This window comes from Streptococcus salivarius (genome assembly GCF_000785515.1).
In the GTDB taxonomy this organism is placed as follows: Bacteria; Bacillota; Bacilli; order Lactobacillales; family Streptococcaceae; genus Streptococcus; species Streptococcus salivarius.
In genome coordinates, this window is sequence record NZ_CP009913.1 from 1374351 (window position 1) to 1389292 (window position 14942).

Below are 14942 nucleotides of genomic sequence, written 5' to 3' on the forward strand. Positions count from 1 at the left end.
ATAGAATCTGGGAAAAATCAAAATACACTTTAGTTATATTTTTTATAGGAGGTAATATGAAATTACTGGAAGACCGCATTCTCAATGATGGGAATGTCCTTGGGGAGAACATCCTCAAAGTTGACTCTTTCCTCACTCACCAAGTGGACTTTGACCTCATGCGTGAGATTGGAAAGGTCTTTGCTGAAAAGTTCAAGGATGCAGGCATCACCAAGGTGGTGACTATCGAGGCATCTGGTATTGCTCCAGCCCTCTATGCTGCTGAGGCCTTGGATGTCCCTATGATTTTTGCTAAGAAGGCTAAAAATATCACCATGAATGAAGGTATCCTCACTGCTGAGGTCTACTCCTTCACTAAGCAGGTGACTAGTACTGTCTCTATCGCAAGCAAGTTCCTCACTCCTGAAGATAAGGTCCTCATCGTTGATGACTTCCTAGCTAACGGTCAAGCTGCCAAAGGCTTGATTCAAATCATTGAAGAAGCTGGTGCACACGTTGAAGCGGTTGGTATCGTTATTGAGAAATCTTTCCAAGATGGTCGTGCCCTTCTGGAAGAAGCTGGCTATCCAGTCGTTTCACTTGCTCGTTTGGATCGTTTTGAAAATGGTCAGGTCGTATTTAAGGAGGCAGACATCTAATGCAAAACAAAGAGAAACACTCTCAGGCAGCGGTCCTAGGACTGCAACACCTACTTGCCATGTACTCGGGATCAATCCTGGTGCCAATCATGATTGCTGGAGCCTTGGGGTATTCAGCTCATGAATTAACCTACTTGATTTCAACCGATATTTTCATGTGTGGTGTAGCAACCTTCCTCCAACTTCAACTTAATAAATACTTCGGTATCGGTCTTCCAGTTGTTCTTGGGGTTGCCTTCCAGTCAGTGGCACCACTTATTATGATTGGTGAGAAACACGGTAGCGGTGCTATGTTTGGTGCCCTTATCGTTTCAGGGATTTATGTTATCCTCGTTTCTGGCGTCTTTTCAAAAGTAGCCAATCTCTTCCCTTCTATCGTTACAGGATCAGTTATCACAACTATTGGTTTGACCCTCATCCCTGTCGCTATCGGAAATATGGGAAACAATGTTAATAAACCAACTGGTCAAAGCCTCTTCCTTGCCGCTATCACCGTTCTTATCATCCTTGTAGTTAATATTTTCACTAAAGGATTTATCAAATCTATCTCAATCTTGATCGGTTTGATTGTCGGTACTGCTATCGCAGCAAGCATGGGCTTGGTTGACTTCTCACCAGTAGCTGCGGCACCTATTGTTCACGTGCCAACGCCATTCTACTTCGGGGTACCTAAATTTGAGTTGTCATCAATTATTATGATGTGTATTATCGCTACTGTGTCTATGGTTGAATCAACTGGGGTTTACTTGGCCCTCTCTGATATTACCAAAGAACCACTTGATAGCACTCGCCTTCGTAACGGTTACCGCGCTGAAGGTTTGGCTGTTCTCCTTGGTGGACTTTTCAACACCTTCCCATACACTGGTTTTTCACAAAACGTTGGTCTTGTGAAGTTGTCAGGTATCAAGACTCGCTTGCCAATCTACTATGCCGCTGGTTTCCTTGTTCTTCTTGGACTCCTTCCTAAGTTTGGTGCCTTGGCACAAATCATCCCAAGCCCAGTCCTTGGTGGTGCAATGCTTGTCATGTTCGGTTTTGTTTCTATCCAAGGGATGCAAATCTTGGCGCGTGTTGATTTCGCCAACAACGAACACAACTTCTTGATTGCTGCAGTATCAATCGCCGCAGGGGTTGGTCTTAACGGCAGCAACCTCTTCAACAGCCTACCAAATGCTTTCCAAATGTTCTTCTCAAACGGTATCGTAGTCGCAAGCTTGCTTGCCATCGTCCTCAATGCCATTTTGAACCATAACAAAAAAGAAAAATAACACAAGAACACCTGAGTCGCTTGACTTAGGTGTTTTCTTTGAAATTAAAATCTCCAAGTTTGTAAATCGAAAGAACAGACTAAGCAACTACTCTGTCTTGCTTTTACTGGAAGTAGCTCATGCTATTTAATTCTTACGATTGACTTATTTTCAATTCTATAGACAGCATCATAATCTTCCAGATTGTAATGATGGGCAATTTCAATAATGCTATTAGGTAATTGTTTCAAGACATTTCTAATTTCTCTCGAACTTGCTTCATCTAAAGACGCCATCATCTCATCCGCAAGTAAAACTTGCTTTCCTCTCAAAATAGCACGTGCAATCTCCAGTTTTATGATTTGACCACCTGAAAAGTTATCTCCAGTTAATTCATAGTCTAATTGGTGACAACAAGCCTCCCATAGTCCAACTTCTTTTAGTATTGAAATGAGCAATGAGTCAGAATAATCTTGATAAAGAGTTAGATTATGTCGCACACTTGTATGAAAGACATAGGGATTTTGATGAATAATTGCAATATTATCTAAATTTGGAGTCAGCTCCCTTCCATCAATGCTTTTAAAAATGATTTTCCCACTATATGCCTTATCTTGTCCTAATATTAACCTAAAAAGTGTTGTTTTTCCAATACCACTATCACCAACTATAAGATTATGCTGAGACAATGAAAAAGTAACCGTAACATCTCGAAAAATCTCTTGATTCTCATAAGATTTAGTGAGGTTTTTTAACTGAATTTCTTCTAAAGTATGTATGTGAAGCCCTTTTGAAGGAATTTCTGACTCACTTCCAAATATCAATAATTTATCTTTTATCACTTGACTTGATTGAATACTTGCAATAGCCTCCAGAATCTGTTGTAAGGGGTTAATAAGATATGTTGAAGCAGACATCATAGCAACAAGTGTAGTAATTGAATTTTGTTTCATGACAAGACCAATCACAAATGGTCCAATCAAGCCGACAGCTTTCAGAGGTCCTGTCCAAAACATAACTAAATTCTGAAGTGTATAATACTTAAATTGTGTCGTCTCCATCTCACTAAGGGTTATGAGAGTTTGCTTTACATTCTCTTTTTCTGCTTGGTTGCAAATAATCGTTTCAATCCCTTTACCAAAGTCTGTAATAGCTCTTAAATTTTTCTCTTTTGAGCTACTTAGTAATTCTCCTGACTCTTTCAATTTTCTCTTAAAAATAAACTGAGGCAAAATCATCAGAAAGGCACCTACAGTAAAAAGACTACCCACAATAAGATTTTGTTTGAGCAGATAAATTACAGATACTAGGACAGAGGCACCCCACACTGGCAAGATAAGAAAAGATTGAAGGAACTCCTGGTCTACAATTCCAAGATCTTGTGTCAAGAGTGAGCAAAGCTCAGAATCCGAGATGTTTTTAGGAAAGACAGCATGATTCTTTAAAATATTTTCTGACAGCCTTACATTAAACGCTCTAATAATAGAACGAAGCAGAATATTCTCTATATACATAAAAGCGTACACAGCCACCCAAAGAGAGAGACTCGAAAATGTAAAAACTATTAAATCCCGACTATCACTACTATCTATATGACCTGCCATCTGGATAATTACAGGTATTACAATGCCTTGACAGGAATAAAGAAGCGCAAAAATGATATAAAGTATAATGTTCTTTTTAGGAAGTAGCTTAAAAAGTTTAACCATCATTGTGATACAGCAACTGATTTATTTTTTTTTCAATAATCATTGCTTTTACCTCCTTCCATTTGATACTATTATTTTAGTTTATTAATAGTATCAACTATTGAAATTTCGGAAATCCGATAAGGAAATATTATATGGAACTAGGTCAAAAATTTAAACAGATTCGGAAACAGAGAAAATACACTATCCAGAGACTCGCTCAAGTAGCTGGATCTGTAGCGAGTCTTTCAGACTTTGAAAATAACAAAACATCACTCTCAAATGATACTCTTTTCAAACTTTTAAAACACCTAAAAGTCGAATATAATGAATTTTTCGGACAAGAATATCTTGTGGACGAAACCTACATAAAACTTGCTAATCAATACAATCAAGCTTCAAATAACCTAAATTTTGAAGAACTAAAGCAGGTCTCAGATAAGTTTCGCATTTTAGGAGAAGATAACTATAGTGACTATTTGATTAGTCTTTGTATTACCTGTCAGGTTTCAAAACTTCAAAACCAGTCAGTTAACCAAGATATTGCTACAGAACTTCAAAACTATTTCTTTTCGATTGATATTTGGACACTTCTGGATATTGATTTACTGGATATGGTAAAGGATATCTTCACAGAAGATGCACTAAAAATCTACATTAAAGAACTCCTCTCAATTCTCGGTAAAAATCCGAGAAATAATTTAGATAGAATCACTTTAGATGTTATTAGTCGTTGTATTTTCCAAATCATTCTTTACGGAAATCAAGAAGATAGTAATTACTATCTAAACGAACTAAAAACTATTCAATTACCAGATTATTTCATGTTACAAAAACTCTATCTTAAAGAACTAGAAGCCGCATTCCTTTATAAATTTATCGATAAGAACATGGGAAAGACTATACATAAAGAGGTTCTCCACTACTTGGCTTTTATGGGGGATGACGATAATTTGAGAGAATGGGACCAAATCTTCCATCAATTATAGACTTTATTGGATAACAGTTGTACAATGATTATATAATTTGAAAAATTTAGAAAGGAAAACAGAATGTACGAAACACATTCTCTCCGTGAGCGATTCCTTGTTTTCTTCAAGATTTTTGTGCCCATACTGATTTATCAGTTTGCCAACTTTTCGGCGGCCTTTGTGGACACTACCATGACTGGTCAATACGATACCCTACACTTGGCGGGGGTAGCCATGGCAACGAGTTTATGGAGTCCTTTTTTCACCTTTTTAACAGGTATCGTCTCTGCCTTGGTTCCTATTATCGGACACCATCTAGGGGCAGGTCGCAAGGACCGAGTGGCACCTGATTTCTATCAATTTCTTTATATGGCCTTGGGCCTATCACTTATCCTTTTTGCCCTCGTTTTTCTGGGGGCTCCCTTGGTTTTGAATCATTTAGGTTTAGAACCTTTGGTCAGAAAGGTAGCCCTTGGTTATTTACGCTTTTTGAGTCTTGGTATTATTCCCCTCCTACTCTTTAGCGTGGTTCGCTCCTTCCTTGATGCGCTTGGTCTCACGCGCCTTTCCATGTACCTCATGCTTCTGCTCCTACCTCTCAATGGTTTCTTCAATTTCCTCCTCATCTATGGCATTGCTGGTTTACCAGAGTTAGGGGGAGCTGGAGCTGGACTTGGAACTTCATTGGCTTACTGGGCCCTTCTCCTTATTTCCATCTCGGTTATCAGAAAGCATAAAAAGGTTAAACCCTACCACATTGAAAAGATTCAACCCCTTGATAAAGCAGCTCTGCTTGACGCCCTTAAACTAGGTCTCCCTATTGGTGGAACGGTCTTTGCGGAAGTCGCCATCTTCTCTGGTGTTGGTCTGGTTATGTCTAAGTATCCGTCACTAGTGATTGCTAGTCACCAGGCGGCCATGAATTTCTCAAATCTCATGTATGCCTTTCCTCTCAGCATTTCCAGTGCCATGGCTATCATTATTTCCTACGAATTTGGGGCCAGACGCATGGATGCCGTCAAGAGCTACAGCAAGCTGGGACGGTTGACAGCCCTAGGATTTTCTATCTTTACCTTGATTTTCCTCTACTTCTTGCGTTATGATTTGGCTGAACTTTATGGGCATGAGCCTGACTTTTTGAGAATGACGGCCATTTTCATGACCTATAGCCTCTTCTTCCAAGTGGCAGATGTCTTTGCGGCTCCGCTTCAAGGAATCCTGCGTGGCTATAAAGATACCAAGGTACCTTTTTATCTCGGTGTCCTAACCTACTGGGGCATCACCCTCCCAGTTGGCTTCCTGCTTGAAAAAGTCACTGGACTTGGTCCCTATAGTTACTGGATTGGCCTGATTGCCAGTCTTATCGTTAGTGGTCTCTGTTACCAATGGCGCTTAAATAGAATCGTCAAACGATACGAATCACAACAGTAACACACCTGAAGCAGTCTTTTCCGACTGCTTTTTCTATGTCCAAATCTCGATAATACAGAAAAAAAAAACTCCTGCATATTGAAAACAGATAAACTGTTATCAATACACAGAAAGCTTCTTTTGATGAGTGATTAATTAAATTCAGATTTTCCTGACCTATTACCAAACTGGATTCATTAATGAAAACATAGATGTTTAATATTGAAAAAAGTATCACAGAGACCAGCTGGATCAACCAGGGCACCATAAATCATGACTAAACCACATAGAGCTAGGAAATGATAAAAATAAACTACTTTCTCCCCTGTTTTAGGAAGTAAAAGAAAAGACCAGAACCACAAGACACAAATGGCTATTAATATGATTAGTTTATTCATCCATTCCATAATAATCTCCGTCAAAAAGGTTTAGCACAATAACATAGTCCTTAGGACTATCTGAATGTTATCACAAAATCTAACAAGCGCTGTCATTACTTCTTAAGGAAATATCTTAGTATTCTCTTGCTAGTCTTGTTTTGGTAAGTTAAGACATATAAAATCATATTGGGAGGTTGGGAAGACTCATTATTACGTAAAGTACAATAATGTTTACAGACGCCAAAACCAGCAAAAGCCAAGGAGAAGGACACATTTACACTTGTCAGATTTCTCACTATTATAGTGTACTATTTTTTCTATATACGAAGTAAAACAAATTGGATAAAATTGTAAAAAAATGTAATGAAAGGTCACTTTTTTATCCTGAACGGTTAGGTAACATGTTATGTTAGCTTTAAAGGGCTTTCAATAATTTCTTTTACAGGCAAAAGAGGCTGGTAGCAAGCAGTACCAACCTTTTATTTTATGATAAGCTTCTGCTAGAAAATCTCTTAATACTAGTGACTAATCAGTCTACTTGGTCAAGTAAGTAGGCGTAACCTTCTTTTTCCATATCGGCTTTAGGCACAAATCGTGTCGCTACGCCATTGATACAATAGCGTAAACCACCCTTGTCACTTGGACCATCTGGAAAGACATGGCCGAGATGAGAATCACCCACACGACTACGGACCTCAATACGTTCCATATTGTGAGAATGGTCTTCCTTGTAGTTGGCTACCTCAGGACTAATGGGACGAGAGAAACTTGGCCAGCCACAGGCTGAATCAAACTTGTCCTTGGATGAAAAGAGGGGTTCACCAGTCACCACATCCACATAGATCCCTGGTTCAAAATGATTCCAAAGCGGACTTGTAAAGGCCCTTTCCGTTCCATTTTCCTGGGTCACCGCATAGGCTTCTGGGCTCAGATTTACTTTAAGCTCCTCCTGACTTGGCTTGTGATAAGTACTTGAATCAATAATAGGATTAACGGCTTGATTAACATTAATATGGCAATAGCCATGAGGATTCTTCTTGAGATAATCTTGATGGTATTCTTCGGCAGGAATAAAGTGTTGCAACGGTAACAACTCAACTGCCAAAGGCTGACCGTATTGCTTAGCCATATCTTGGAAAACTTGCTCGATAATTGGCAAGTCATTTACATCAGTATAGTAAACACCCGTACGGTACTGGGTTCCCACATCATTCCCCTGTTTGTTTTTACTGAGGGGATTGATGATACGGAAAAAATGTAGCAGAATCTCTCGCAATGACACTTGGCTGGAATCATAAGTCACCTGAACAGTCTCAGCATGACCCGTCTGACCAATAAGTTCATAGCGAGTCGTCTCACTACGCCCATTAGCATAACCCGAAACAGCATTTAACACACCAGGAACACGTGAAAAGTATTCCTCCACGCCCCAGAAACAGCCACCAGCAAGATAAATAGTATGATTATTAGGATTTGACATTTTTAACTCTCCCTTCAATAGATACTTGCATCTCCACGCCTTAAGTGTAACGCTTTTGAGAAGATTTCGCACTTATGGTGACTTGGAGAGACACAAAAATCCCATCACAATTGTGATAGGATTCAAATAGATGACTTTATTACCTTGATAACTCTACAAATAAACGGATTGACAGGTAATCAATACCTCAGGTAACAACTGGACAACAATTCCTTCATCAGGATTTTCAGAATCATCAAATAGGAATGCTAGTTCTCCAGTTCTTTCGATGTACAATTCACTTAAACTAAATCTCTGTTTACTTTCAATACCAAATTCAGCTATCAACAAGGCTTGAAGCTTTTCTAACTGTTTATCTTTTTCCTCTAAAAACAGAGAGTATACCGATTCTTGTTGTTCTGTAATACCATCATTTTCATAATATGCAGAAAAATTCACTGGCACATTTTGAGACTGTGAAAACAGGTTCACTTCAATCTTGGTGTAGTACCCAAAATCAAATTCTAATTCACCGAATTTTGACTCTATCATGATTCATTACCTTTCTTCTCATTTAATTCTTTACATTTAGCAATTCCACCTTTATGTGGAATTGCACCGTGGGCATCTATAGGTACCAGATCTAAGGTTTTCATGTCACTTCTTTCATGATAGGTAAGCCTATGTTCTTTTCTATAAGCTTTCGCCTCTTCGGGACTGACTCCCATTTTGATAGCTAATTGTAAATCAGCTTGTTTAAAATTTTTATCCCTATTTTCTGTAAAGTTTTTTATTGTAAAGCTTTCTTTAGCTATAGGTGTAAAATCTGGTTCCCCATTCTTAAAGGTAATTCCATCAATACCATATGGTTGAAATATTTCCTTAATCGTTTTCTGTTCTGGATTAGTTTGTGTATTCTGCGGAACATAGTTTGGATCAGGAATCCATTTCGAATTTCCAGGCTCACCAGTCCAGTTACCATTTGTGCTAGGAATAAATTGCTTTTCAATATTATTGTCATTTATTTTAAAAAGCGATTTTGTAAAATTTTTAATGTCTTGTCCAGACAATTTATCCTCTGGGAGAATACTTTTAAAATTATCGGCAGTATTTTTTACAGCTTCAAGATTTTTTCCTTCCATTAGTATACTCCCCCTTCTTTTGTTTGAACTTCTACAAAACGTTTAAATAGATTTTCGTATGAGGAATCTCGAAACTGATGTTCTTCAATTACCAATGCCAAGATGATATTAATCGTTTCTTTAGGGTAAGATTCGATAGGTAGTTGGAAGTTATGTACAACAGTGTCAACCCAATCATGAATATCGTCTTCATTCTTTGATTTCTCGATTGCCCGATCAGCATCTAGCAATTCATACACAAGTTCTCTCAAACTCTTCAAATTAACGTCTCCACTTGCATCATTGATCTCAATAAAAAGCCTTTTAATCTTTGAGCTTATATTTGAATTTAATATCAATTCGCTCACACTAGAATAATCTATATGATTACCTTCGGACATCCAATTTGTTATAAGATAATCTAAAATAACCGATTTGACATTATTGACTTTGAAACTTTTAGGCGTAGCACTTCCTACAAACGTATTCTGAAATGTATTAGAATCATGCTCAACTTTTTCAACCTTACATAAAACTGGTTGAATCCATTCATTTTGATAGACTGCTGCAACTCCCTTTGGTAATTTGGCTAGTTCTACAATTTGATCATCGTTTAGATTAGCTGACTTACCTACTAGCTCACGATCTGAAAAATCAGGTAATCGCATGATAATCTTAGTATTGGTATTTCGAATAACTGATAAGTCCATTAATCCTGGAGCTTGATCGGCAATAATAAATCCTTCTCCATATGTTCGCATTTCAGCAATGGCATTTGCCAACATCTCCACACTCTTACCTAAAAGATTAGCTGATTCAGCCATTTGTTCTGTTGATGTGCGTTTTAGAAGGTTATGAGCTTCTTCAAGCACAGTGATGTGTTTTAATTCGGCATTCATATCTCCACTAGTCATGCGATACTCTTGCAATTTCAAAACCAAAATCCCCATTAGCAAAGATTTTGTCTCAGTGGAACCGACTCTACTAAGATCAACAATGACATTCGTATCAAATAGATGCTCATTGGTGAGTTCCTCATTTGAGAAGATAAGTCCATTAATACCGTTTGTAAGAGATTCGATTCGAGTTAGTAATGCTCCCTTGTAAGCACCTTTATTCTCATCATCATATTCACTGGAATCAATTATCGTCTTAATATTGTCTGCTATATCATTGAAATTTGGATACAGTCTACCATAAGGGTTGGTTGATTCAAGGAGATTCCATCCACAATCCTGATAAGATTGTTCTACAGCTTTTTTTAAAACCGCTGGCATAGCCGCATACATCGGCCAGCACACATTGAAAATTTCGACTAGCCTATCTAGATGCTCTAAGATATGAATTTCTTTAGGGAAACTAAAAGGATTCAACCTCAACAAAGGTGTTAACTGAGGATTCGTTCCATAAACTGAAACATCGTCGTGATTACCAAAGACATGCTTATATTCTCCTTTTGCAGGTTCAACAACTAGGAATTTCAAGCCATTCTTTCTACCTTCATTAAGAAGTTGATAAATCGTATTACTCTTACCAGAACCCGTACTTCCTGTTACAAAAACATGCGAAGCCAAAGAGTTTTGTCTAAGGTTAACAGGTACATCTTCCTTATGATACATATGGAAAATATCTCCTAAATGAAGCATCTTATTAGTAACATCTTCTTCATCAAATTTAGCAATATTTCGACCGAATTCTGCACACTCTAAAATCGGTAGTCCAGGAATAGATTTTCTAGGGAAGTTCAATGAAAAGGCTAATTCTTGACCAGTAAGAGGTACTGTTGGCGTAACAATAGAAGGATAGACATTAAAAGTTGGATCAGCTAATAGTAGATTAGGATTCAAACCAAATAAAGGATGGCGTAATTCTCTGAGATAAGTGACTATTTCTTCTGCATCACCACTGCTCTCACCCAAATCTCCCCTCCATAAATTAACTGAAGACTGACTCATAAATGACTCTTCACCTTGAGTCAAAGCTAAATAAGTGTGGGCAACATTATTAGCAATATTCTGGTCTTCACTGAGTACATAGGCAGCGAACTCCCACATACCCATAGCTGTTCCTTTTTCAAAACGCTTCATCTGTTCTTCAAGGACCTTAAGGGCGTGAGAAATATTATGATTGGTAAAGGACTGGGTAATGCCCTCATTCTTACCAACTGTCGCAGTCACATTTGAGGCACGCGCAAAATTAGCACCGATATTAGAACCTAAGTTAACACCACTTGAAGAGCCTAAGGTTTGTCCAACCGTTTGTGATAGGGCACGACTAGCAGTTTTAGCAAGGGCACGGCTAACAGTTTTTGTAGTCGATTGACCAATAGAATCTGCAGTACTTGTCCCTTGATTCCAAGTATGATGATGGTCTAATGTTGCCTTAAATAATTTTCCATCAGCTCCAATACTACCACCAAAACTATCTGATGATCCTTTATTTGTACCATCTGTATGGGAAGTATTTGTACCATCAGTCTGTCCAGACGAATCTGTTTGAGATTCACCGCTGGTTTGCGTATCACCAGTAGATTGGTTAACTGATTGATTCTTACCATGTTGGATACCAGCACTGGCTCCAACATTGACTCCAAAAGTAGCCATAGAGGTCGTTGCATCTGAAGCTGTGAAAGTATAGTTGGTTTGCCATTTTTCATATGGTGCTAAGGCTGAAAATAGCTCAGACAAACGCAACTTTCTATTTTCTATATCTTGGATAGGACTTGCTAAAAGGATTAAGGTATAGTTTTCGGATGGTTGTGACGGAATGATGCCATCAATCAATTTTTCAATAGTTTGACTAATAAATTTTTCTGATTTAGCAGTTGGTAAATTAGACACCGTTGCCACCGAATAAGGCTTAGAGTTTGCTAGACAAGGAATCCTACCAATTCCCTTTTCATTCTGAACTGTAGATCCAGGAAAGTTACCTTTAATGGCTTCTAACAATCTCTTACGATAATTTTCTACATTGACATTATCAGAATCATTCTTAGTATTTACTACAGCTAGAAAAACCTCTGTATTGGTTTTAGTTCGATTAAAGACGAGAGCAATATTACAGTCTTCGTTAGAAAGTACTTCATAAACATTAACCAGTTTTTCTAAACTATTTTCTTTTTTGTCAACGACCCATTTTGTGATATTGAAATACCTGATATTATATGATTCCTGAAAGTCTGTACCAAATTCTACCTTATTTTCGATAGGAACATAGAGTTCTTTTATTTGTTCCAAATACGAATTAAAAATTTCTACTCCACATGAAGCTAATAAGCGATTCGTTAATTCCTCATCGCTAATATTAGGTTGATCTGCCAGATACTTCTCTCTTTGCTCCTCAACTTCTTTGAGTTGCTCAGGGCTCAAAGCTGAAAGTTTAGCAACTTTATCTGCGGCCTTAGCTCCTGCCTTATTAATAATGTTTTTTATTCCCATAAGATTCACCTATAAAAAAACTATTTCCAAGTAATCATTCGCTTAATCTGGTTCGTATAATTTTCAATCTGTTGTTGTTGCTCCTCTAAACTTGCAACTTCATTTTTTGTTCTCTGAATTTTCGTATTCAAAGCACTTAATTCTGGACTAAATTCAATTATATTTTGAACAATTATACTTGTAAGATTTACTAGCCAAATTTTAAAAGCTTTCTCGTGTTCCGAACAAATACTTCCTGCAAATTCTGTCATCTTTGATTTAAATAAATCATTATAGGTCTTTTTAAGGCCAGATGCGTTAACTCTACTTGATTTCAAAGTAAAGTCTCCCAATCTAAATACATAACTAAGTTCTTCTTTACTAAACTTTTCAAGATTCAATTGAGTAAAATCTATCTCTTCATAAGATAGAATCAATTGAGAAAGCTTTTGACGTTTTTCTGGTTCAAGCCCCATATCACCTGAAATAATACGCTCAAAATGAGATTTTATCTCAGAAGCATGATTAGACCAAAAACTGCTAGAAATACGTTCAAATTCTATCCTTGCAAAATAAAGTTCTTCTACAAATTTATTTCTAAAATAGTCGACTGTTTGTGCAGAAGCTAGATTCTCTAAATTGATTTTCTTTGTCTTGTTCTCACGTGTAACACTGAGATAGTTACTAAACTCATTACTGATATTGCCTAACTTTAGATTACTAATATCTATTTGTTGATGCTCAGTTAAATTTAAAGTTGGATTTAATGAGAGTATCTCTTTGTGTATTTCATTATAACGGTCTAGAACATCCCCTTTTTCAATCTGTTTCATTAGACGTTCTTGGAAAATCTTCATTTCTTTTGGATACTTGATCAAAAGGTCATTTTTTTGGGATAACGAAGTAGATTTCAATCTTTCAACAATGACAGATTTTTGGCTATCAAGATTAGCCTCTAATTCTGCCTCTCTACTACGTAAATCTTCGTTTTTCTCTGTAATTACTGCATTTGTTCTCAATAGTAGTTTGTCTAATAAAGCTTTTGCCTGTTGACATTTGTCATAGTGTGAATAGCGGTCGACAAAGGTTTTAATCGTGTCCTCAATAGTCAATAAACCACTATTTGCATAAATAAGGTCGGAACTTTTTTCAGCAGTTGCTCGAACAGTATTAGACATTTGTCTTGGAAGAATATCAAACTCATACAACTTCTTATAGTATTTCGTTTCAGGATTTGAGTATTTTTCTCTATAAGTATCAAATTGCTCAGAATAGAATTCTCCCTCTAAATGCCCTTTTAACTTCGCTCCAAGTCCTAAAATTGATGAAACGTAATAAATGCCTTGAGCATATAATTCTCTTGGAATGGCTTGATTCATGATTCTATCTCTAAAAGAATCACTTTTAAGATTAGTCGAGCTTAAAGCCGCTGCCTCGGCCTTATTAACTACAATCATAGTAAACCGTTCATCTAAGCCTTCTACTGAAATAAGCTTTTCTTTTAAATTACTATTATCAGTGCTGTCTAAGGAACTACTATCAGTAACAAAGACTGGTAAGCCATTTGACATACCAGCCATGGCATTAGCAAGTACTTCTGAATGCTGACTATTGGTTGATGAATTAGAACCTGGAGTATCGAATATCGTAATTTTTGAACCTACATCTCCTAAAATACCTTTCGAAAATGGGACAAGTATTTCGATTAAATCTCCAATATCTTTATCAGTAGAATCATTGATAGCTTCTAATATTGCATATAGCTTTGAAATGATTGAATCAAAAGAAGTATTCAAGATACCATCGACTTTCTTACCAAATGAATCATTCATATTTAATCCATCATAAAACACTTGATCATCATAGAAACTGAGAAGAACTCTCTCGTCTTTATATACAAAAGAGATTTTAGCACGATCCTCATAAGTACTAGCCGTGATTTTATAGATTTTAGAGGTCACTGGAGTCTCAGCACTTGGAAGTAATTCCTGGCCAATCAAAGCATTAATAAAGGTCGATTTTCCTGCACTATAGGTTCCGAGAACACAGATAGGGACTGTATCTCCCGAAGCATCCGAAAAGCGTTTTAACTGTGTTTCAATTTCCTTGTTACTTTCCCCAATATTCTTTATGATTAGTGGCTCGAGATTCCTAAAAATACGATTGATTTCTGGCAGAACGTCACGTGCGTTCTCTAAATAGCTTGTAGATGATGATAAAATAATATTTGAAAAGCGCTCATCTTTTAATGCTTCTTCTAACTGTTGCTTCTCATCATTTGGCCCCTCAAAAATTAATTCAAGTTTTTCATCTGGAACAGAATACTCATTTTCAATTTCTTTTAAAATATCATATACCTTAAAAGGAAAAAAGCCACGCTGAAAAACGGCTGAAACTAACTTACTATTTGAGTTATTCTCACTATTTATTGTTATCCAACTTTCACTAGATAAGTCGTAACGGCTAAAAGTTACTATCTTCTCGTAAGGATTACTTACAACTTTAATTTTATTCATAATTACTCCGATTATTTAATAATACAAGTGTATTATATCACAGCAAACGGTTTTCTGTATGCGCTTTCTATAAAATCTAACTATTTTTATTTATCT

General features: G+C 37.0%; 10 protein-coding genes. 4 read left to right on the forward strand and 6 right to left on the reverse strand.

From position 1 onward, the window contains the following. Positions 1–56 precede the first annotated feature (56 nt). Entirely contained in the window at positions 57–638 is a 582-nt protein-coding gene (locus tag SSAL8618_RS06595) for a xanthine phosphoribosyltransferase (protein WP_014634692.1), read from the forward strand. Continuing rightward, entirely contained in the window at positions 638–1906 is a 1269-nt protein-coding gene (locus SSAL8618_RS06600) for a nucleobase:cation symporter-2 family protein (protein ID WP_038676287.1), read from the forward strand. Before SSAL8618_RS06595 ends, SSAL8618_RS06600 begins: the two co-directional genes overlap by 1 nt. 122 nt (positions 1907–2028) lie before the next feature. Here the strand turns inward: SSAL8618_RS06600 and SSAL8618_RS06605 are convergent, their stop codons facing one another. Next, a complete protein-coding gene (locus tag SSAL8618_RS06605) occupies positions 2029–3597 on the reverse strand; it encodes an ATP-binding cassette domain-containing protein (RefSeq protein WP_052124403.1) in 1569 nt (522 codons plus the stop codon). A 131-nt stretch (positions 3598–3728) separates the two neighbouring features. Here SSAL8618_RS06605 and SSAL8618_RS06610 point away from each other — a divergent pair, with 131 nt between their 5' ends. After that, complete coding sequence (locus SSAL8618_RS06610) at positions 3729–4562, forward strand: helix-turn-helix domain-containing protein (RefSeq protein ID WP_038676289.1); 834 nt, start codon at positions 3729–3731, stop codon at positions 4560–4562. Between the two features lie 63 nt (positions 4563–4625). After that, on the forward strand, positions 4626–5975 hold the full coding sequence (locus SSAL8618_RS06615) for an MATE family efflux transporter (protein WP_038676291.1): 1350 nt from the start codon (positions 4626–4628) through the stop codon (positions 5973–5975). An 888-nt stretch (positions 5976–6863) separates the two neighbouring features. Here SSAL8618_RS06615 and msrB read toward each other — a convergent pair. The 5 genes from msrB to SSAL8618_RS06645 form a co-directional block, all read right to left on the reverse strand. Continuing rightward, a complete protein-coding gene (gene msrB, locus SSAL8618_RS06625; protein ID WP_038676293.1) occupies positions 6864–7814 on the reverse strand; it encodes a peptide-methionine (R)-S-oxide reductase MsrB in 951 nt (316 codons plus the stop codon). A gap of 153 nt (positions 7815–7967) precedes the next feature. Further along, entirely contained in the window at positions 7968–8345 is a 378-nt protein-coding gene (locus SSAL8618_RS06630) for a DUF6985 domain-containing protein (RefSeq protein ID WP_038676295.1), read from the reverse strand. Next, positions 8342–8935 carry an HNH endonuclease gene (locus SSAL8618_RS10225; protein WP_052124404.1) on the reverse strand — a complete coding sequence of 198 codons (594 nt, stop codon included), beginning with the start codon at positions 8933–8935 and terminating at the stop codon, positions 8342–8344. The genes SSAL8618_RS06630 and SSAL8618_RS10225 overlap by 4 nt, the downstream gene beginning before the upstream one ends. Next, positions 8935–12351, reverse strand: a complete 3417-nt coding sequence (locus SSAL8618_RS06640) for an ATP-binding protein (RefSeq protein WP_038676297.1) — start codon at positions 12349–12351, stop codon at positions 8935–8937. Before SSAL8618_RS06640 ends, SSAL8618_RS10225 begins: the two co-directional genes overlap by 1 nt. A gap of 20 nt (positions 12352–12371) precedes the next feature. After that, complete coding sequence (locus SSAL8618_RS06645; protein WP_038676299.1) at positions 12372–14846, reverse strand: dynamin family protein; 2475 nt, start codon at positions 14844–14846, stop codon at positions 12372–12374. Positions 14847–14942 lie beyond the last annotated feature (96 nt).

Excerpts from the sequence above, each read along its gene's own strand:
- SSAL8618_RS06600 (WP_038676287.1), top strand. The coding sequence starts at position 638 with ATGCAAAACAAAGAGAAACACTCTCAGGCAGCGGTCCTAGGACTGCAA.
- msrB (WP_038676293.1), bottom strand. The coding sequence starts at position 7,814 with ATGTCAAATCCTAATAATCATACTATTTATCTTGCTGGTGGCTGTTTC.
- SSAL8618_RS06645 (WP_038676299.1), bottom strand. The coding sequence starts at position 14,846 with ATGAATAAAATTAAAGTTGTAAGTAATCCTTACGAGAAGATAGTAACT.
- SSAL8618_RS06610 (WP_038676289.1), top strand. The coding sequence starts at position 3,729 with ATGGAACTAGGTCAAAAATTTAAACAGATTCGGAAACAGAGAAAATAC.
- SSAL8618_RS06615 (WP_038676291.1), top strand. The coding sequence starts at position 4,626 with ATGTACGAAACACATTCTCTCCGTGAGCGATTCCTTGTTTTCTTCAAG.
- SSAL8618_RS06640 (WP_038676297.1), bottom strand. The coding sequence starts at position 12,351 with ATGGGAATAAAAAACATTATTAATAAGGCAGGAGCTAAGGCCGCAGAT.
- SSAL8618_RS06630 (WP_038676295.1), bottom strand. The coding sequence starts at position 8,345 with ATGATAGAGTCAAAATTCGGTGAATTAGAATTTGATTTTGGGTACTAC.
- SSAL8618_RS06595 (WP_014634692.1), top strand. The coding sequence starts at position 57 with ATGAAATTACTGGAAGACCGCATTCTCAATGATGGGAATGTCCTTGGG.
- SSAL8618_RS06605 (WP_052124403.1), bottom strand. The coding sequence starts at position 3,597 with ATGATGGTTAAACTTTTTAAGCTACTTCCTAAAAAGAACATTATACTT.
- SSAL8618_RS10225 (WP_052124404.1), bottom strand. The coding sequence starts at position 8,935 with ATGGAAGGAAAAAATCTTGAAGCTGTAAAAAATACTGCCGATAATTTT.